This window comes from Klebsiella sp. GG_Kp175 (genome assembly GCF_040062325.1).
GTDB lineage: Bacteria > Pseudomonadota > Gammaproteobacteria > Enterobacterales > Enterobacteriaceae > Klebsiella > Klebsiella quasipneumoniae.
In genome coordinates this window covers 1-18,263 of record NZ_JBEAFX010000020.1, presented here as the reverse complement: position 1 = coordinate 18,263, position 18,263 = coordinate 1, and the positions used below count along the sequence as shown (strand labels likewise).

General features: G+C 59.9%; 17 protein-coding genes. 10 read left to right on the top strand and 7 right to left on the bottom strand.

Features of this window, described 5'->3' with window-relative positions; genetic code table 11:
* The 3 genes from hycC to hycA form a co-directional block, all read right to left on the bottom strand.
* Positions 1–1,827: a formate hydrogenlyase subunit 3 gene (hycC, locus tag ABLU73_RS21700; RefSeq protein ID WP_065696870.1), complete on the bottom strand. Its 1,827-nt coding sequence runs from the start codon at positions 1,825–1,827 to the stop codon at positions 1–3.
* Positions 1,824–2,432 carry a 4Fe-4S dicluster domain-containing protein gene (locus tag ABLU73_RS21695; protein ID WP_032456505.1) on the bottom strand — a complete coding sequence of 203 codons (609 nt, stop codon included), beginning with the start codon at positions 2,430–2,432 and terminating at the stop codon, positions 1,824–1,826. The genes hycC and ABLU73_RS21695 overlap by 4 nt, the downstream gene beginning before the upstream one ends.
* Positions 2,433–2,514: 82 nt before the next feature.
* Positions 2,515–2,964, bottom strand: coding sequence for a formate hydrogenlyase regulator HycA (gene hycA / locus ABLU73_RS21690; protein WP_004205645.1), 450 nt, complete (start codon positions 2,962–2,964; stop codon positions 2,515–2,517).
* 210 nt (positions 2,965–3,174) lie between these two features.
* Here hycA and hypA point away from each other — a divergent pair, with 210 nt between their 5' ends.
* From hypA to flhA, 6 genes are all read left to right on the top strand, one after another.
* Positions 3,175–3,519, top strand: a complete 345-nt coding sequence (gene hypA / locus ABLU73_RS21685) for a hydrogenase maturation nickel metallochaperone HypA (RefSeq protein WP_004205644.1) — start codon at positions 3,175–3,177, stop codon at positions 3,517–3,519.
* 3 nt (positions 3,520–3,522) lie between these two features.
* Positions 3,523–4,395, top strand: coding sequence for a hydrogenase nickel incorporation protein HypB (gene hypB / locus ABLU73_RS21680; RefSeq protein ID WP_017899634.1), 873 nt, complete (start codon positions 3,523–3,525; stop codon positions 4,393–4,395).
* The gene (locus ABLU73_RS21675; RefSeq protein WP_043520714.1) at positions 4,386–4,658 is read left to right on the top strand and encodes a HypC/HybG/HupF family hydrogenase formation chaperone; all 273 of its coding nucleotides are present in this window, start codon (positions 4,386–4,388) and stop codon (positions 4,656–4,658) included. The genes hypB and ABLU73_RS21675 overlap by 10 nt, the downstream gene beginning before the upstream one ends.
* Positions 4,658–5,779 (top strand): hydrogenase formation protein HypD, encoded by a 1,122-nt coding sequence (gene hypD / locus ABLU73_RS21670; protein WP_017899633.1) that lies wholly within the window; start codon positions 4,658–4,660, stop codon positions 5,777–5,779. Before ABLU73_RS21675 ends, hypD begins: the two co-directional genes overlap by 1 nt.
* Positions 5,776–6,786, top strand: coding sequence for a hydrogenase expression/formation protein HypE (gene hypE, locus ABLU73_RS21665; protein ID WP_043520715.1), 1,011 nt, complete (start codon positions 5,776–5,778; stop codon positions 6,784–6,786). Before hypD ends, hypE begins: the two co-directional genes overlap by 4 nt.
* Before the next feature lie 235 nt (positions 6,787–7,021).
* Entirely contained in the window at positions 7,022–9,094 is a 2,073-nt protein-coding gene (gene flhA, locus ABLU73_RS21660) for a formate hydrogenlyase transcriptional activator FlhA (protein ID WP_004205639.1), read from the top strand.
* A 53-nt stretch (positions 9,095–9,147) separates the two neighbouring features.
* On the opposite strand, the gene ABLU73_RS21655 is transcribed toward flhA, so the two are convergent.
* The 4 genes from ABLU73_RS21655 to ABLU73_RS21640 all read right to left on the bottom strand — a co-directional run bounded on the left by ABLU73_RS21655 (position 9,148) and on the right by ABLU73_RS21640 (position 15,675).
* On the bottom strand, positions 9,148–10,548 hold the full coding sequence (locus tag ABLU73_RS21655) for a glycoside hydrolase family 1 protein (RefSeq protein WP_064187469.1): 1,401 nt from the start codon (positions 10,546–10,548) through the stop codon (positions 9,148–9,150).
* Between the two features lie 51 nt (positions 10,549–10,599).
* On the bottom strand, positions 10,600–12,792 hold the full coding sequence (locus tag ABLU73_RS21650) for a CBM35 domain-containing protein (RefSeq protein ID WP_264923707.1): 2,193 nt from the start codon (positions 12,790–12,792) through the stop codon (positions 10,600–10,602).
* 12 nt (positions 12,793–12,804) lie between these two features.
* Positions 12,805–14,142, bottom strand: coding sequence for a carbohydrate porin (locus ABLU73_RS21645; protein ID WP_004205637.1), 1,338 nt, complete (start codon positions 14,140–14,142; stop codon positions 12,805–12,807).
* A gap of 261 nt (positions 14,143–14,403) precedes the next feature.
* A complete protein-coding gene (locus ABLU73_RS21640) occupies positions 14,404–15,675 on the bottom strand; it encodes a PTS transporter subunit EIIC (protein ID WP_004151052.1) in 1,272 nt (423 codons plus the stop codon).
* Positions 15,676–15,852: 177 nt separating this feature from the next.
* Here ABLU73_RS21640 and ABLU73_RS21635 point away from each other — a divergent pair, with 177 nt between their 5' ends.
* The 4 genes from ABLU73_RS21635 to ABLU73_RS21620 all read left to right on the top strand — a co-directional run.
* Entirely contained in the window at positions 15,853–16,167 is a 315-nt protein-coding gene (locus tag ABLU73_RS21635) for a PTS sugar transporter subunit IIB (protein WP_002914979.1), read from the top strand.
* Positions 16,168–16,176: 9 nt separating this feature from the next.
* Positions 16,177–17,499 carry a PTS sugar transporter subunit IIC gene (locus ABLU73_RS21630; RefSeq protein WP_004205635.1) on the top strand — a complete coding sequence of 441 codons (1,323 nt, stop codon included), beginning with the start codon at positions 16,177–16,179 and terminating at the stop codon, positions 17,497–17,499.
* Positions 17,500–17,522: 23 nt separating this feature from the next.
* Positions 17,523–17,837, top strand: coding sequence for a PTS lactose/cellobiose transporter subunit IIA (locus tag ABLU73_RS21625; protein WP_002914983.1), 315 nt, complete (start codon positions 17,523–17,525; stop codon positions 17,835–17,837).
* 50 nt (positions 17,838–17,887) lie between these two features.
* Positions 17,888–18,263: ROK family protein (locus ABLU73_RS21620; protein WP_348850435.1), on the top strand; the 376-nt coding region annotated here is incomplete at its 3' end.

Sequence of the window (18,263 nt, the reverse complement as noted above, 5' to 3'; positions counted from 1 at the left end):
TCAGGCTCCTCGCGAAATGACAATCACCACCAGCACCGCCAGCTCAACCAGCGCCATTCCGCGCAGCAGCGCCGGCGCCGAGGCCGATCGCCAGCCCGGCACCAGACGCACCGGATTCAGCCAGTGACGCAGCTTCAGCAGCGGCGCAAAGGCCTCTTTCACCGGCATGGCGAAACCGTGGGCAGTGACCACCATCGACTGTTCGTGATCGTAGCCGCAGACCCAGGCCGCGCCGCGCGAGCGCGCCGCCAGGCGATCGCCTTTAAAGAAGATCATCAGCAAGAACGGCAGCAGCGGGCAGGCGATAAGCAGCAGCGCGATCATCGGCTGCGACACCACGCTCGACACCTGGGCCTGCAGCGGGAAGGCACCGCTCACCAGCGGCAGCAGCCACGGCGCGGCGATGCCGCCAACGAGGCAGAAGACCGCCGCCATGACCACGCTCAGGGTCATCAGCCAGGGGGCGCAGGTGGCGTTTTCCGCTTCTTTGCTCCGCGGCGCGCCGAGGAAGGTGACGCCATAGACTTTGGCCATACACATCACCGCCAGCGCGCCGGTGATCGCCAGACCGACCGCCAGCAGCGGCCCCAGAAGACGGCCAATAAACAGGTCGCTGGTGCTCATTTTGAAGAAGGACTGGTAGATAACCCACTCGCCGGCGAAGCCGTTCAGCGGTGGCAGGGCCGCCATCGCCATCAGCCCCACCAGCATGGCGAGGGAGATCAGCGGCATTTTTTTACCGATGCCGCCCAGCTTCTCGATATCGCGATGGCCGGTGCGGAACCACACCGCCCCGGCGCCGAGGAACAGCGTAGTTTTGAACAGGCTGTGGTTAATCAGGTGATACATGCCACCGATGAAACCCAGCACCATCAGCGTGCTGTTGCGGGTGGCCACGCCGGTGACGAAGGCGCCCAGCCCCAGCAGGATAATGCCGATGTTCTCCAGGGTGTGATAGGCCAGCAGGCGCTGAATGTTATGTTCCATCAACGCATACAGCCCGCCGATAAAGGCGGTGATCATCCCCAGCACCAGCAGCATCACGCCCCACCACAGCGGCGGCACGCCGCCGGCCAGCGAAACGGTTAACATGCCGTACAGACCGACCTTCATGACCACAGTGGAAAACAGCGCGGCGGCCGGCGCGCTGGCCCCGGCGTGCGCCTGCGGCGCCCAGCCGTGCAGCGGGATAGCCCCCGCCAGCAGGGCGAACCCCGCCAGCCCCGGCAGCCACAGCAGCGGGCTCTGCATCATATCCACCGCCTGAAGATTGATCTGCGCCAGCTCGAGGGTGCCGTAGGTCGACCACACCAGCCAGCAGGTCCAGGCCATCAGCAACGTGCCGAGACGACCCAGGGCAAACCACAGCTTGCCGGAGGCGGCGCAGCCGGTGAGAAACGCCGCGCAGAGCGCCATGATCTCCGCCATCACCACCAGCGAGCCGATATTGGTCACCACCACCGCACAGGTGGCGGCGGCCAGCAGCAGGTTGACCAGCAGGCCGTTGGCCTTCACCTGCGGGTGGCGATGCCAGCTAATGTTAAACAGCGACACCGGCAGCGCCGACAGGCCAATGGCCAGCAGCCACAAGGCATTCACGCCGCCCACCCGCATCGTCAGATGGAGAAACTGCAGCATGCCGCCGTGGATCCGATCCGGCATCAACAGCGCGGCGCCGCCGGCAACCACCAGCATGGCGCTGGCCACCGCGCCGCCGATCCCGGCAATGGCGCCGCTGAGCGGTTTACGCATGGCAAACACAAAGGCCAGCACGGCGCTGGCGGCGTACCATGTCACCGCCTGATTGACTAATCCAATTACACTCATTCCCTCTCCCCCTGTTGCGCCTGGAACAGCGACAAGTCGCCAAGGTCGGTATTAAAGGTCAGCTGGCGTTTACGCTTGCTGGCCAGGGCGATATCACGGCTATCCACCAGCATCAGCGCTTTGGTCGGGCAGGTCCGCACGCAGGCCGGCCCCTGGTCATCGAAGTGGCAGAGGTCGCATTTCACGGCAATGGCGCGCACCCCTGGCACCCAGTCGAGCAGCGAGCTGACGCGGGCCGGCGCCGGCGGCGCGGGGGGCGCCAGTCGGGTATTGGCATTGGCCGGAATATCCAGCGGACGGCTGCCAGAAAATTCGATCGCGCCAAACGGGCAGACGATGCCGCACAGTTTGCAGCTTACGCACAGGCTCTCGTTGAGCTGGACAGCGCCATCGACGCGCTGGATGGCGTTAACCGGACAGACAGCGGCGCAGGGGGCGTCTTCGCAGTGGTGGCACATCTGCGGTGCCGATTCTTTTTCATTACGCATCACCTGCAGCCGCGGCATCGCCTGCAGGCCATGCTGGCGATGCGTTTCAGAGCAGGCGGCTTCGCAGGTGCGGCAGCCGATACAGACAGTGGAGTCAGCAATTACAAAACGGTTCACCGGGTCATCCTCGGGTGAAAGTCACTTTTGACGAAATCAGGTTGCGCAGGTGTCATTTTCGACACATGTCGACACCTTGCGATCAGTGGGTCAGGGCCAGATGGCTTAAGTCCACCGGTTGGTCTTGCTCCATGGCGTCGTACAGACGGTCATAGACGGTGGCGATAATCGCCAGATAGTGCTCCAGCACCTGATCGCGGGAGCGGTTGCTGATCCGCCCGTCCACCGTGCCATCCGCGGCGAGCGTGGCCTGAGCAATCAGATACTTATCACCGCCGCCTTTGTTTTCGACGTAGTATTCGATGGTGTGGCTGTTGAAGCCTTCCGCCAGGGCGACGAACACCTGAAAATGGCCGAACAGCACGAAGCACAGCTCTTTGTCCGGCGCGCAGCTCATCGCGTGATGCAGGCGGGCTTTCGACAGGGTGATCCCCTGAACCAGCGAGTTACAGTAGATATGCCACTGCTCCTGCTGCTGCCGGTGACGGTCGGCGATGTAATCCGCCTTTTCACTTATTTCCCAAATAGTCATATCGGTTTCTCCGTAGCATGAGATGCACCGTTTAAGCATTTTCCGTGCCACATTTTATTTATTTGATTTAATTATGTTTTTATATTTATCTCCTGCCGACGCGACATGTCGATGACAGCCCCGGCGCGTCGTCATCGACATTTCCCACCGCCATGAGTCTGTTCTGGCATCGTTATTGCATAAAAGGCGCATCGCGATACGGAGGCGACTATGCACGAAATCACCCTCAGCCAGCGGGCGCTGGAAATTATTGAACAACAGGCGCAGCAGGCCGGCGCGCGACGGGTGACCGGCGTGTGGCTTAAGGTCGGGGCATTTTCCTGCGTCGAAGCCAGCGCCCTGACCTTCTGCTTTGAGCTGGTCTGCCGCGGCACGCTGGCGGAGGGGTGTGAACTGCATATCGCCGAACAACAGGCTGAATGCTGGTGCGAACGCTGTCAGCAGTACGTCCATCTTGTCTCGCAGCACGTCCGCCGCTGCCCGCACTGCAATAACGACCAGCTACAGATCGTGGCGGATGACGGCTTACAGATTCAGCGTTTAGAATTGGAGTAAATTATGTGTACGACATGCGGCTGTGGCGAAGGCAACCTCTATATTGAAGGAGACGAACGAAACCCGCATTCCGCGTTCCGCAGCGCCCCCTTCGCGCCCGCCCCACGCCAGACGATGACCATCACCGGCGTCAAAACTGACCACTTCGCCCCCACCCGCACGACAGAGGGCGATCTGCATTACGGCCATGGCGAAGCGGGGACTCACGCCCCGGGCCAGAGCCAGCGGCGGATGCTGGAAGTGGAAATCGACGTGCTGGATAAAAACAACCGCCTGGCGGCGCGCAATCGCGCGCGCTTTGCGGCAAAGCAGCAGCTGGTGCTGAATCTGGTTTCCAGCCCCGGCTCCGGCAAAACCACCCTGCTCACCGAAACCCTCACCCGGCTGAAAGGGCGTGCCGACTGCGCGGTGATCGAAGGCGACCAGCAAACGGTCAATGACGCCGCCCGCATTCGCGCCACCGGCACTCCGGCGATCCAGGTCAACACCGGGAAAGGCTGCCATCTCGACGCCCAGATGATCGCCGACGCCGCCCCGCGCCTGCCGCTGGCTGACCACGGCATTCTGTTTATTGAAAACGTCGGCAACCTGGTCTGCCCGGCGAGCTTTGATCTCGGCGAACGCCATAAGGTGGCGGTGCTGTCGGTCACCGAAGGCGAAGACAAGCCGCTGAAGTATCCGCATATGTTCGCCGCCGCCAGCCTGATGCTGCTCAACAAGGTCGACCTGCTGCCGTATCTCAATTTCGACGTCGGTAAATGCCTGGCCTGCGCCCGCGAGGTCAATCCGCATATTGAAATTATCCTCCTCTCCGCCACCAGCGGCGAAGGCATGGACCAGTGGCTCACCTGGCTGGAGACGCAACGATGTGCATAGGCATTCCGGGACAAATTTGCGCCATCGACGGCGTGCTGGCGAAGGTGGAAGTCTGTGGCATTCAGCGCGACGTTGACCTGACGCTGGTGGGCGCCGTTGACGACCAGGGTCAGCCGCGTCTCGGCCAGTGGGTGCTGGTGCACGTCGGGTTCGCCATGAGCGTGATTAATGAAGACGAAGCGCGCGATACTCTCGAGGCGCTGCAAAATATGTTTGACGTGGAGCCGGACGTCGGCGCCCTGCTGTACGGCGAGGAGCGATAATGCGTTACGTTGACGAATACCGCGCCCCCGAGCAGGTCATGCAGCTGGTGGCCCATCTTCAGCAGCGTGCCCATCTGCTGCCGCACACCGCGCAGCGTCCGCTGCGCATTATGGAGGTCTGCGGCGGCCATACCCATGCCATATTTAAGTTCGGTCTCGACCAGCTGTTGCCGGAGAATATTGAATTTATTCATGGGCCCGGCTGCCCGGTGTGCGTCCTGCCGATGGGGCGCATCGACGCCTGCATTGAGATTGCCAGCCGCCCGGGGGTGATCTTCTGTACCTTCGGCGACGCCATGCGCGTGCCGGGCAAAAACGGCTCACTGCTGCAGGCGAAAGCCAGCGGCGCCGATGTTCGCATCGTTTACTCGCCGATGGACGCCCTGCGGCTGGCGCAGCAAAACCCGCAGCGTGAGGTGGTCTTTTTCGGTCTTGGTTTCGAAACCACCATGCCCGCCACCGCCCTCACCCTGCGTCAGGCGCGGGAGCGCAACGTCGAAAACTTCTTCTTTTTCTGTCAGCACATCACCCTGCTGCCGACCCTGCGCAGTCTGCTGGATCAGCCGGACAACGGTATCGACGCCTTTCTCGCCCCCGGCCACGTCAGTATGGTGATCGGCACCGAAGCCTACGGCTTTATCGCCAGCGACTATCATCGCCCGTTAGTGGTCGCCGGTTTCGAACCGCTTGATCTACTGCAAGGCGCGGTGATGCTGGTTGAGCAGACAATAGCGCAGCGTAGCGAAGTGGAAAATCAGTACCGTCGCGTGGTGCCGGATGCCGGCAACCCGCTGGCGCAGGCGGCGATGGCCGACGTGTTTTGCCTTGATGGCGACAGCGAATGGCGCGGTCTGGGGGTCATCAGCGACTCCGGCGTGCGCCTCACGCCGGCCTATCAGCGCTTCGATGCCGAGGCCCATTTCCGCCCGGCGCCGCAGCGCGTGTGCGACGACCCGCGCGCCCGCTGCGGCGAGGTGTTGACCGGTCGCTGTAAACCGCACCAGTGCCCGCTCTTCGCCAGCACCTGCAATCCGCAAAGCGCCTTTGGCGCGCTGATGGTCTCCTCGGAAGGGGCCTGCGCCGCCTGGTATCAATATCGCAGTCAGGAATATGAAGCATGAAAAGCGTCCAGTTAGCCCACGGTAGCGGCGGTCAGGCAATGCAGCAGCTGATCGGCGACCTGTTTATGCAGGCTTTCGCCAACCCCTGGCTGGCGGAGCAGGAGGATCAGGCGCGCCTCGATCTGGCGGCGCTTGCCGCTCAGGGGGATCGCCTCGCCTTCTCCACCGACAGCTATGTGATTGACCCGCTGTTCTTTCCCGGCGGCAATATCGGCAAGCTGGCCGTCTGCGGTACCGCCAACGACGTGGCGGTCAGCGGCGCCATCCCGCGCTATCTCTCCTGCGGGTTTATTCTCGAAGAGGGGCTGGAGATGACTACCCTGGAAGCGGTGGTCGCCAGCATGGCCGATACCGCTCGGGCGGCAGGGATCGCCATCGTCACCGGCGATACCAAAGTGGTGCCGCGCGGCGCGGCGGATAAGCTGTTTATCAACACCGCCGGCATCGGCGCCATCCCGGCGGACGTTCGCTGGGGGACGCAGCAGATCAGCGCCGGCGATGTGCTGCTGGTCAGCGGCACGCTGGGGGATCATGGCGCCACCATCCTTAATCTGCGTGAGCAGATGGGGCTCGACGGCGCGCTGTCCAGCGACTGCGCGGTGCTGACGCCGCTGATCCAAACCCTGCGGCCGCTGCGCGGCGTAAAAGCCCTGCGCGACGCCACCCGCGGCGGCGTCAACGCCGTCGCCCATGAGTTCGCCGTCGCCAGCGGCTGCGGCATTGAACTGCACGAGGCGAAGCTGCCGGTCAACGACACCGTGCGCGGGGTCTGCGAGCTGCTCGGGCTGGACGCCCTGAACTTCGCCAATGAAGGCAAGCTGGTGATCGCCGTCGCCCGCGAAGAAGCGGAAAATGTGCTGACGCATCTACGGTCTCACGCCCTGGGATGCGAGGCGGCGATAATCGGCGAGGTGGTCGCCCGACCGGGCGTGCGTTCCGTCGGGCTGTACGGCGTGAAGCGGACGCTCGATCTTCCCCACGCCGAGCCGCTGCCGAGAATTTGTTAACGACGGCGTCGGGGCCCGGATAGCGGCTGGCGCCTTATCCGGCTACAAAACTCCGCGCACTTGTAGCCCGGCTAAGCGCAGCGTAAGCCGGGAAAAGCCAGCATGAGTATCCCGCCCAAACCAGCGGGCACCCACGGATGGGTTAACGGCGGTCACAACCGCCTTATTAACATACTATTATTTGTACCATCATTTTCTTATGCGCCGCGTTGCCGGCGCGTTTTGGATGTAAGCCATGTCGTATACACCGATGAGCGATCTCGGCCAGCAGGGTCTGTTTGATATCACCCGGCTTTTATTACAGCAGCCCGATCTGGCTGCGCTGAGCGAAACCCTGACCCGCCTGGTGCAACAGTCCGCGCTGGCCGACGAAGCGGCCATTATCCTGTGGAACGCAGGCAACCACCGCGCGGCCAGATACGCCTGCGATGAGGCAGGCCAGCCGGTGAGCTACGAAGATGAAACCGTGCTCGCCCACGGCCCTGTACGCCGCTTACTCTCCCGGCCGGATGCCCTGCATTGCGATCATGAGACCTTTGCCGACACCTGGCCGCAGCTTATCCGCAGCGGGATCTATCGCCCGTTCGGGTACTACTCGCTGCTGCCGCTGGCGGCCGACGGGCGGATCTTCGGCGGTTGCGAATTTCTGCGTCGTGACAACCGGCCATGGAGCGAGAAAGAGTTCCAGCGGCTGCATACCTTCGCGCAGATCGTCGCCGTGGTCACCGAGCAGATTCAGAACCGGGTCAGCAACAACGTCGATTACGATCTGCTGTGCCACGAGCGCGACAACTTTCGCATCCTGGTGGCGATCACCAACGCGGTCCTCTCGCGTCTGGATATCGACGAGCTGGTCAGCGAGGTGGCGAAAGAGATCCATCGCTACTTCCGGATCGATGCCATCAGCGTAGTGCTGCGCAGCAACCGCAAAGGGAAGCTCAACATCTATTCCACCCACTATCTTGACGCCAGCCATCCGGTTCACGACCAGAGCGAGGTGGATGAAGCCGGCACCCTCACCGAGCGGGTGTTCAAAAGCAAAGAGATGCTGCTGCTTAACCTGCACGAGCATGACACTCTCGCGCCGTACGAGAAAATGCTCTTCGAGATGTGGGGCAACAAGATCCAGACCCTGTGCCTGCTGCCGCTGATGTCCGGCAACACCCTGCTCGGCGTGCTGAAGCTGGCGCAGTGCGACGAACAGGTGTTTACCACCACCAATCTCAAGCTGCTGCGGCAGATCGCCGAGCGGGTGTCGATCGCTATCGATAACGCCCTCGCCTACCGCGAAATTCAGCGCCTGAAAGAGCGACTGGTGGATGAGAACCTCGCCCTCACCGAGCAGCTCAACAATGTCGAGAGCGAATTCGGGGAGATCATCGGCCGCAGCGAGGCGATGAACAATGTGCTCAAGCAGGTCGAGATGGTGGCCCACAGCGACAGCACCGTGCTGATCCTCGGCGAAACCGGCACCGGTAAAGAGCTTATCGCCCGCGCCATTCATAACCTCAGCGGACGAAACAGTCGGCGGATGGTGAAGATGAACTGCGCCGCGATGCCCGCCGGGCTGCTGGAGAGCGATCTGTTCGGCCACGAACGCGGCGCGTTTACCGGGGCCAGCGCCCAGCGTATCGGCCGCTTCGAACTGGCGGACAAAAGCTCCCTGTTCCTTGATGAAGTGGGCGATATGCCGCTGGAGCTGCAGCCCAAGCTGCTGCGCGTCCTCCAGGAGCAGGAGTTCGAACGCCTGGGGAGCAACAAGCTGATCCAGACCGACGTCCGACTGATCGCCGCCACCAACCGCGATCTCAAGCAAATGGTTATCGACAGGGAATTCCGCAGCGATCTCTACTACCGGCTCAACGTGTTCCCGATCCACCTGCCGCCGCTGCGCGAGCGTCCCGACGACATCCCGCTGCTGGTGAAGGCGTTTACCTTCAAAATCGCCCGCCGCATGGGACGCAATATCGACAGCATCCCGGCGGAAACCCTGCGCACCCTGACGCGCATGGAGTGGCCGGGCAACGTGCGCGAGCTGGAAAACGTCATCGAACGGGCGGTCCTGCTGACCCGCGGCAACGTGCTGCAGCTCTCCCTGCCGGAGCGGGATATCGTCGAGCCTCCGCGGTCGCCAGAGGTCCTGCCTGAGGAAGGCGAAGATGAATATCAACTGATTGTCCGGGTGCTGAAGGAGAGCAACGGCGTGGTGGCCGGGCCGAAGGGCGCCGCCCAGCGGCTGGGGCTGAAGCGCACCACGCTCCTGTCGCGCATGAAGCGGCTGGGCATTAATAAAGACGAACTGGTGTAGCCTCGCACGCTCCCTCTTTGCGCGCCGCCAGGAGGGAGCGCTGGCGCAGCGCGCTATTTGTCGCGGGTAAAACCGTTGCTGGTCGCCAGTTCGGCAAACCACAGCGCATTGCGTTTTATCTGTCGCTCGCCGGTATCCAGATCCAGTCGCCAGAAGCCGTAGCGCCGTTTGAAGGCATTGATCCACGACCAGTTGTCGATAAACGTCCACTGATGCACGCCAAAGCAGTTCGCGCCGTCGGCAATAGCGCGGTGCAGCTGCACCAGATGCTCTTCCATCAGTTGAATGCGGAAAGTATCGTCTATGACCCCGTCCGCCCCGGGCTCTCCCTCTGATTGTCGATCCATCGCGATACCGATTTCCGCGAGATACCACTTAATATTGCCGTAGTTTTCACGAATATTGGCGGCAATGTCGTAAATAGCCTGCGGCAGGATCTCGTTGTTATCACGATAGGGGTTAAAGCGGCCCTGCGGGTTCACCGCGTTTTCGAAATAGTATTCCGGGGTGAAATAATCGAGGTTATATTCGCTCTCACGCGCTTTTACCCGCCGCGGCACGTAATAGTTCACCCCAAGAAAATCGATCTCCGCGCTGAGGATCAACGCCACGTCGTCTTTGCTGGTCGTCGGCAGGCAGTCGTGGGCGGCGAGGATCTTGCACAGCGCTTTAGGGAATTCATGTTTTACCAGCGGGTCAAGGAAGCTGCGGTTAAAAAACAGGTCGGCATACCAGGCGGCCTTTTTATCCGCGTCGCTGTCGGTGAGCGTATAGCTCGGAGTCAGGTTGAGCACCACGCCGATCTCGCCCGCCAGCGCCAGTTCACGATAAGCCGTTACCGCTTTGGCATGCGCCAGCATAATGTTAAACGCCACCTGCGCCGCCAGCCGGCCATCTTTCTTACACGGATAGTGGAAGTCGTACAGGTAGCCTCCCTCAACCGGTACAATCGGCTCGTTGAAGGTTATCCAGTATTTAACCTTATGGCCAAACAGGTTAAAGGCGGTGCGGGCAAAGCGGGCGAACAGCTCTGCTACGTGCGCCGATTCAAAGCCACCGTACTGTTTCTGCAGCACCTCAGGCATATCAAAATGGTAGAGATTGATCATCGGCTCAATGCCGTTGGCGATCATCTCATCAAGATAGGCGTGATAAAAACGCACCGCGTCCGGGTCCGGCGCGCCGGTTTCAAAATCCGCGATCAGTCGTGACCACTGAATCGAGGTTCGAAACGAGTTGAAGCCGGTCTGTTTCATCAGCGCCACGTCCTGCGGATACTGATGATAAGTATCACACACGGTTTGCGGCCCTACCTGTTGATAAAATCGCTCCGGCTGCTCAGCAAACCAGCTGTCCCAGATGGAACGATGGCGTTTATTGGTGACCCCTTCCGTTTGCGGGCCGGACGCCGCCGCCCCCCACAGAAACCCTTGCGGAAACTGATACTGCTGCATAACCTCTCCTTTCGAAAAAAGGCTGCGCCCGTCTGGCGCAGCCTGAGCGTACTACTCCGCGACCACTTCGATCGATTTAATAAACATATAGCCCCAGTCGCCGGCGAAGCGGCCGAAGTCAACCTGATTGCTCCCCGCTTTCAGCGTTACGGGTATCCGCAGCTGCTGGCCCTGCTCATCCGTCTGCGGGAAGGCCACGGCCTGCGGAGCGCCCCCGTTGACGACAAAGGAGTTCTGCTTGCCGCCCCATTTGCCGTTGAAGGTTACGTTGAGCTGGAACTGACCGCTCCACGGCGCCTGCACCTGCCAGCTGATCTTATCCCCCTCGCTGGCAAATGGGCCGAGAAAACCGTCCTCGCCAACTGCCAGCGCGTCTTTATCACTCTTCATTACCGTCAGGCGCCCCTCAGCCACGCCATAGACTTTGCCGTGATAACGACAGAAATCCGCCGGCGCCTTCCCCGTCGCCTCGCCCACCGTCACGGTCACGGTTTTGCTGCTTTTCAGCAGCCCATCGTCGGCAGTGAACGTCAGCGCATAGGTGCCTGGCGCCGTGAACCAGGCCCGGGTTTGCGGCCGATCGGCATGGCAGAAATGTACCTGTCCGTCGCCGGCGTGCTGCCAGCCCACTTTCACCTCTCGCGACGGCAGGCCATCGTCCTGCCAGTTGGCCGTAAGCTCGACGCCCTGGTCCTGAGTGGTAGTTAAGGCGGGTTCCAGCGTGATAGCCGGCGGCTGATTCACCTCACTATGCTTCACGCTAATCACATTGGAAGGGGCAGAACGACCGCTCTCGTTTTTCGCCGTCACCCGGTAGTAGTACGTCCGCCCGAGCTGAAGCTGACGATAATCGTCGCGGAACAGAACCATGGTTTCCGGGTTCCATTCGTTAACGCCATCGGATATATCCCGGCCCACCACCGTCCACGGCCCGGTCGGCGAGCCAGCGCGTTCGACATCGTAGCTACGTCCTACCGCGGCACCCATCCAGTTGATCGCGAAGGGCGAGGTGGTCTCGCGCAGCAGAGGCGCGTCCGGCTTCGGCAGCGGCGCCATCCTCTGCTGTCCGGCCATCTGCGCTGCGGCGGTGCGCACCAGATCGACCACCGCCTGCTCCTGGTTCGCTTCGCCTTCTTTTGCAAACCCCGGCAGGTGGTAGCTGTAGTGTCCGGTCGACTCCTTATGCCAGTAGAAGCCGCCGTCGTGACGATGGCCGCGGAAGCCCCAGATAAGCCCCCCGGCGGCTTGCGCCCCGTTGACCTCGCTGTGAACAATCGACTGCATAATGGCGTTCAGCTGATCCGCCGGCAGCAAGCCAAACTCGCCGACGAGATAGACTTTTTGCCCGCCGACGGCGCGTAGATCCTGCGTCACCTGCCCGGGATGGTTATTATCGGCGTTGGTGTAATAGTGATTGCTGACGATATCCACATTGGGGTCAGTCAACGCAAAAGAATTGATTTTCTTATAGGTGCCATCCATCACCAGCTGGTTGGGAGCCCACTTTTTAATCCACGCCGCGGTCTGCTGCAGAAAATCGGCATTGGTATCCTCCAGCTCGTTACCGGTCTCCCAGGCCATGATCGCCTTCTCATCAAAATAGGCGCGGCCGGTGACGGTATTTGTCCGGGTGATGACCTGACGGATCACATCCAGATAGGCTTTGAAGGTCTTGCTATCGGTACGATAAAAGTCTTCCGCTTTTTCGTGGTAGAACGCCGCCAGCTGCTCGCGCCCGCCCCACCACCACCAGTGGTCGATAAAGGGCAGGATCAGTCGCAATCCCTGTTTATCCGCTTCGGCAATCATGTTGTCATACACCCGCATGGCTTTCTCATTCAGCCGCGGCATGCCGTCCGCCGTTTCTGGCGCGAGAATATGGGTCTCGCGGCCGCAGGCCTTGTCAAACTCCTGCTGCACCGACAGCACGTAGACGCGCTGGGCTTTCGCCCCGGTTTGCACCATCGCCTGGATCCAGTTTTGCTGCTCCTGGGCCGTCGGCCATTTAAAGTATTGCCCCCAGCCGCGCGGGTCTGCCCTGCAGGGGCCGCGGGTGTCGTCTTCAATGCGGTGCAGCTCCGGCGCGTGGATCCCGGCGAAGCGAAACACCTTATCGCCATCCTTGAGAGCGGCGCCGTCGCGAGTGATAAAGTGTTCAAAATGCGAGCGCTCGGCGGCCAGCGCCCCGCCGGCCCCCAGCGCGGACAGCAGCCCCATTAGCAGCAGGTTTTTCATCGGCTTCATCTCTGTCTCTCCTTAGAACCAGACTTCGGCCTGTACGCCGAAGTTAACGGTGTCGGTTGAGCCACTGCGGGAATAACCGCCGGCGGTGATGGTATTGGTATCCCAGTTGTAGTTGCCGTCCAGCGCATCGGAGACACCTTTGTCCCACTTCGCGTAGGTGACGAAGAAACGCAGCTGCGGGCGCGCCCAGAAGCCGGAGTCAAAAGTCAGCGTTGGCGCAACGGTGACTTTGGTCAGGCCGCCTTTGCCTTTGCCGTTAACCCCTTTGTAGTTTTTGTCATCCAGGTATTCGTAGCCCAGCTCGTACTGCATGGCAAAGTTGCGGGTGATCTGATGATAGGGGCGGATACCGGCGACCCACATCGAGCGTCCCCAGCCATTGTCATCTTCCGTCCACCAGCGGTAGTTTTTATCCTTCTGCCAGAAGGCGAAGGTGGAGATTTCCAGATCGCCCATCGAGGCCACGCTATCCAGCACCACCCGCCAGGACTGGGTGTTTTCCAGATTGGCCCAGCCCCAGCCGTTTTTACCCAGCGAGTCGCCCGCCGCCAGCCCTTTGCCGTACTGCAATGCGAGGCGGGAGTACCCCCCGGTGAGGCCATAAAAACCGTCAAAGTTATAAATACCGGTCACGCCATAGCCCTTTTCGGCGGAAGTCGGATGCTTTTCGTTACGGTTCATGTGGTGGCCGATCAGCTCCAGATCGAAGCCTGTCCCGGCGATCTTTTTCAGCCACAGGTTGAGGGAGTAGTCATCCGGGTAGCCCTGATCTCCCTTATCCACCGGGTAGGCTTTGGTTTCATCGGTGGGCGAAAAGGCGTAGACCCCGGCATCGAAGCGAGCGAAGCCCAGATCCATGTTGTCGAAGCCGCCGCCGGTGCCATTGTATTGAATGTACTCCCAGTCAAACTGATGGCTGGAAGTGTTGGAGCTGCTGTAGCGCTTACCGGCCCAGAAGGTCATCTCCGGCGCAAAATCCAGATTGCTCAGCTCGGCGAACCCTTCACGAAACTGCACATCATGGCCATCGTCATCCTGACAGTTCCAGTCGGAGGTGCATTTCGACTGGTGAGTGAGGTTGGCCTGCACTTTCGCCACCACGCCGCTGTCCGCCGTCAGCGTCACGGTGGGGATCAATTCAATCTTGGTGTCTTCTTCGTTGCCCAGTCGCCACTTGCCGTCCGGCATCAGGCCGACGGAGTCCGCGCGGTTGCCATCAGAATTGGCAAGGATCCCGGAGCGAATATAGCCATGCAGCGCAAAATCATACTTCGGATCGGCGCAGGCCAGGCTGCTGGTCCCGGCCAGCGAGAGGAGAGCCAGAGGTATTGAGTGTTTCAGCTTTATCATTATTTTTTCCCACGTTATGTTTGTTAACACGAACTGATAACGGAGGGGAAATTTACGGATCAAAAATGGAAATGTACATCCACAAATGGAAAGCGCTTTCCATAATTGCCTATCTGGTTCACAAAATTCGCTCTGCGACGAATATATTCGTGAGACTGATCACATAAAATAACAAGAATACCGCCGGAAGCCGGCAGCAGAGCGGAAGAAAGAGAAAGTGAACAGGTGCCGTCGGGGGATAAGCCGCCGACGGCGAGGGGATCAGCGCTCGGTTTCCGCGAGCTGGCGTTCGTAAACTTTGAAGAAGGGGCGATAAAGCATCCAGGCGTTAAACATCGCGAACAGGCTCATGCACAAATTTTTCCAACTGCCGTTCGCCGACCATGCCGCCCCCAGCGGAGAAGGCATCGACCAGGGTAGCATCGCCACCGCGCGATCGAGGATGCCCAGCTGAGTCAAATACCATGCAATACAGGCATTTATCAGCGGAACAAAGAGAAACGGCAGTAAAAAAACCGGGTTCATGATCACCGGAAAACCAAACAGTATCGGCTCGTTGATATTAAACAGCGACGGCAGCAGGCCAATTTTGGCCACGCTTTTCAGCTGCCGTGAGCGGCTGCGCATCGCCATCAATACCAGCGGCAGAGTGGAGCCGATACCGCCGATCAGCAGGTAAAAATCCCAGAATCCCTGCAGATAAATATGCGGCAGCGTTGGCGAACCCGCTGCCAAAGCCTGCTGATTTTCAAACAGATAGGTCATCCAGAAGGGGTTCATAATCCCGGTGATAATCAGCGCGCCGTGGATACCGATAAACCAGAGTAAGTTACAGATAAACAAAGAGATAAGTACCGCCATCAACGTGTCGGACGCCAGCACCAGCGGCCGCACCGCTTCGCTGATTAGCTCCGGTACGATACGCCCGGTCGTCTGCAGCAGTATGGCATTCATCACGCTTATCGACAGCATCACCACCAGCAGCGGGATCAGCAGTTGAAAGCCATTGCGAGTCATCAGCGGCACTTCATCAGGCAGGCGGATACACCAGCCTTTTTTGTAGAAAAAACGAATTATCTCAATGGAATAGGTACTGGATATCAGGGCGGTAAATATCCCCATGCCGCCGAGATAAACGTTGCTCACCGCAGTCTCGCGAAAGCCGATAAACAGCAGAAAAGCCAGACACCCGGTTAAACCACAGAGCCGTTCCGGCAGACGGTACTGCTTGGCGAGACTGGCGCTGGCGCCGAAAGCGACAATCAGCGCCACCAGGCCAATGGTTAGCTGAAAGGTCGGCAGCAGGATAGGCCGCAGCAGCAAATAGACCTGGCCGAAACGCGAGGCGCCGTCGATGGAAACGGGCGGAAACAAAATGGGAACCAACAGGCTGCCAACAATCACAAATGGCATCGCCAGCGCAAAGCTATCGCGCATCGCCGTAATGTGGTTGTTGCGCGTCAGAACATTCGCCAGCGGCGCCAGCCGCTGCTCGATGATGTCCACGGCCACATTCATTAACTGAATGTTCATACTCCTACCTTTGCGAATGATTGTCTCGCCGGGATGATCGCCCACAACACCGGAAAGTGAAAGCCTGCCATAGGTGATCATGGTCACAATAAATAAATCCATAAACGGAAAGCGCTTTCCGTAATGCATCCATTTTGACTATAGTCCGCACATCCAACCTCATCAGGAGCGGTACTTATGAAAAAAATTATGTTGTGTTGTTCGGCAGGCATGTCCACCAGCCTGCTGATGAAAAAAATGATTGCGGAAGCCGAACAGCGGGGCCTGCCGGTAGAGATCAACGCCTATGGCGTAGCAGAGTTCGCCGAACAGGTTGGCCATTATCAGGTGGTGCTGCTGGGGCCGCAGGTGAAATACATGCAGCAGGATTTGCAAAAGCAGGCGGATAAATACGGTATCCGCGTCGAACCCATCAATATGATGGACTACGGCATGCAAAAAGGCGCCGCAGTCCTTGATTTCGCCCTTTCCCTCATCGAAAACAAGAACTAAGGAAAGATCATGAGCTCTCTGTACGCTAAATTGATCGATGTGATCGAACGGCAGATCACGCCTATGGCGGGGGCGATCGGCCAGCAAAAATACGTTACCTCCATCCGAGACGGTTTTATTACCGCCCTGCCCTTTATGATCGTCGGCTCGTTTTTGCTGGTGTTTATCTTCCCGCCGTTTTCTCCGGATACGACGTGGGGCTTTGCCCGCGCCTGGCTGCAATTTTCGCTCGATCATCGCGAGGCGCTGATGCTGCCGTTCAACTTCAGCATGGGGGTGATGACCCTGTTTATCGCCGTCGGGATCGCCGCCAGCCTCGCCAAGCACCATCACCTGGACTCATTGACCGCCGGGATGCTGTCGCTGATGTCGTTTCTGCTGGTCGCCGCGCCGCTGAAAGATGGCCAGATCTCTACTGCCTACTTCTCCGGCCAGGGGATCTTTACCGCCATTCTGGTGGCTATCTATTCCACCGAGCTGTACGCCTTCCTCAAGCGACATAACATCACCATTCGCCTGCCACCGGAAGTGCCTGCCGGGGTAGCGCGCTCGTTCGAGATCCTGATCCCGGTGCTGGCGATCATTCTGACGCTACATCCGCTGAACCTGTTTATCGAGGCCCAGCTGGGGATGATCATTCCGGAAGCGATCATGTCGCTGGTGAAACCGCTGGTCGCAGCTTCCGATACGCTGCCGGCGATCCTGCTGTCAGTGCTGGTCTGTCAGGTACTGTGGTTCGCCGGGATCCACGGCGCGCTGATCGTCACCGGGATCATGAACCCGTTCTGGATGGCCAACCTGTCGGTCAATCAGGCGGCGATGGCCGCTGGCACCGCTATCCCGCACATCTATGTCCAGGGCTTCTGGGATCACTATCTGCTGATCGGCGGCGTCGGCTCAACCCTGCCGCTGGCGCTGATGCTGCTGCGCAGCAAGGCCGTGCATCTGCGGACGATTGGCCGGATGGGCGTGGTTCCGGGCGTATTTAACATCAACGAACCGATTCTGTTCGGCGCGCCGATCATCATGAACCCGCTGTTCTTCCTGCCGTTCGTGCTGGTGCCGATGGTCAACGCGACCCTGGCATACTTTGCGCTGAAGCTGGACCTGGTCAGCCGCGTAGTGTCGATGACGCCGTGGACGACGCCGGCCCCTATCGGCGCCTCGTGGGCGGCGAACTGGAGCTTTAGCCCGGTGATCCTGTGCCTTATTTGTATGGCCACCGCCATGGTGATGTACCTGCCATTTCTCAAAGCTTACGAAAAACAGCTGCTGGCCCAGGAGCGTGAAAACGCCGTCGACCAGGCTGACAACGCGGCGCAAACCGCTTAACGCTAACGATTCAGAGGATAATCATGGAATTAGAAGAACAGGTGATGGGGATCATCATCAACGCCGGCCAGTCCCGTAGCCTGTGCTACGAAGCGCTGCACGCCGCTAAAGCGGGTGATTTCGCCACCGCCGACGCCAAAATGCAGGAAGCGGCGCACTATTCCCGCGAAGCTCACCTTGTGCAGACCCAGCTTATCGAAGCTGACGAAGGCGAGGGAAAAACCAAAATGACGCTGGTGATGGTCCATGCTCAGGATCACCTGATGACCTCCATTCTGGCGAAAGAGCTGATTGCCGAACTGATTGCGATTTACCGCGCGCAACCGCTTCACGCCTAGCGCCTTGCCCGGCCAGACGTGCTGGCCGGGTCTGATTCCCCGAGGTCACTATGTTACATCTTGGAATAGATATTGGCGGCACCAAAATGGAGGCCGTACTGCTGGATCCCGCAGGCGAATGCGTCCAGCGCCTGCGTCGGCCAACCCACAAAGAGAGCTATGACGCCTTTATGCGTCAGCTGCTGACCCTGATTGCCGATATGCGCGCGGTCAGCCCGCAGCCGTTCACTCTGGGGATCGGCCTGCCCGGGGCTATCGATCCGCAAAGCGGACGCATTAAAAACTGCAACTGCCTGGTGCTCAACGGCCACGATCTGCGCCGGGATATCATGCAGCAGCTTGGCCAACCGGTGTGGATGGCAAACGATGCCGACTGCTTCACCCTTTCCGAGGCGGTCGATTGCCCCCCCCCCCGCCCCCCCCCCC

What these genes read in the sequence shown, in the direction of transcription:
- hycC (WP_065696870.1), bottom strand. Translation starts at nt 1,827, where the DNA reads ATGAGTGTAATTGGATTAGTCAATCAGGCGGTGACATGGTACGCCGCC.
- hycA (WP_004205645.1), bottom strand. Translation starts at nt 2,964, where the DNA reads ATGACTATTTGGGAAATAAGTGAAAAGGCGGATTACATCGCCGACCGT.
- hypA (WP_004205644.1), top strand. Translation starts at nt 3,175, where the DNA reads ATGCACGAAATCACCCTCAGCCAGCGGGCGCTGGAAATTATTGAACAA.
- hypB (WP_017899634.1), top strand. Translation starts at nt 3,523, where the DNA reads ATGTGTACGACATGCGGCTGTGGCGAAGGCAACCTCTATATTGAAGGA.
- ABLU73_RS21675 (WP_043520714.1), top strand. Translation starts at nt 4,386, where the DNA reads ATGTGCATAGGCATTCCGGGACAAATTTGCGCCATCGACGGCGTGCTG.
- hypD (WP_017899633.1), top strand. Translation starts at nt 4,658, where the DNA reads ATGCGTTACGTTGACGAATACCGCGCCCCCGAGCAGGTCATGCAGCTG.
- hypE (WP_043520715.1), top strand. Translation starts at nt 5,776, where the DNA reads ATGAAAAGCGTCCAGTTAGCCCACGGTAGCGGCGGTCAGGCAATGCAG.
- flhA (WP_004205639.1), top strand. Translation starts at nt 7,022, where the DNA reads ATGTCGTATACACCGATGAGCGATCTCGGCCAGCAGGGTCTGTTTGAT.
- ABLU73_RS21655 (WP_064187469.1), bottom strand. Translation starts at nt 10,548, where the DNA reads ATGCAGCAGTATCAGTTTCCGCAAGGGTTTCTGTGGGGGGCGGCGGCG.
- ABLU73_RS21650 (WP_264923707.1), bottom strand. Translation starts at nt 12,792, where the DNA reads ATGAAGCCGATGAAAAACCTGCTGCTAATGGGGCTGCTGTCCGCGCTG.
- ABLU73_RS21645 (WP_004205637.1), bottom strand. Translation starts at nt 14,142, where the DNA reads ATGATAAAGCTGAAACACTCAATACCTCTGGCTCTCCTCTCGCTGGCC.
- ABLU73_RS21640 (WP_004151052.1), bottom strand. Translation starts at nt 15,675, where the DNA reads ATGAACATTCAGTTAATGAATGTGGCCGTGGACATCATCGAGCAGCGG.
- ABLU73_RS21635 (WP_002914979.1), top strand. Translation starts at nt 15,853, where the DNA reads ATGAAAAAAATTATGTTGTGTTGTTCGGCAGGCATGTCCACCAGCCTG.
- ABLU73_RS21630 (WP_004205635.1), top strand. Translation starts at nt 16,177, where the DNA reads ATGAGCTCTCTGTACGCTAAATTGATCGATGTGATCGAACGGCAGATC.
- ABLU73_RS21625 (WP_002914983.1), top strand. Translation starts at nt 17,523, where the DNA reads ATGGAATTAGAAGAACAGGTGATGGGGATCATCATCAACGCCGGCCAG.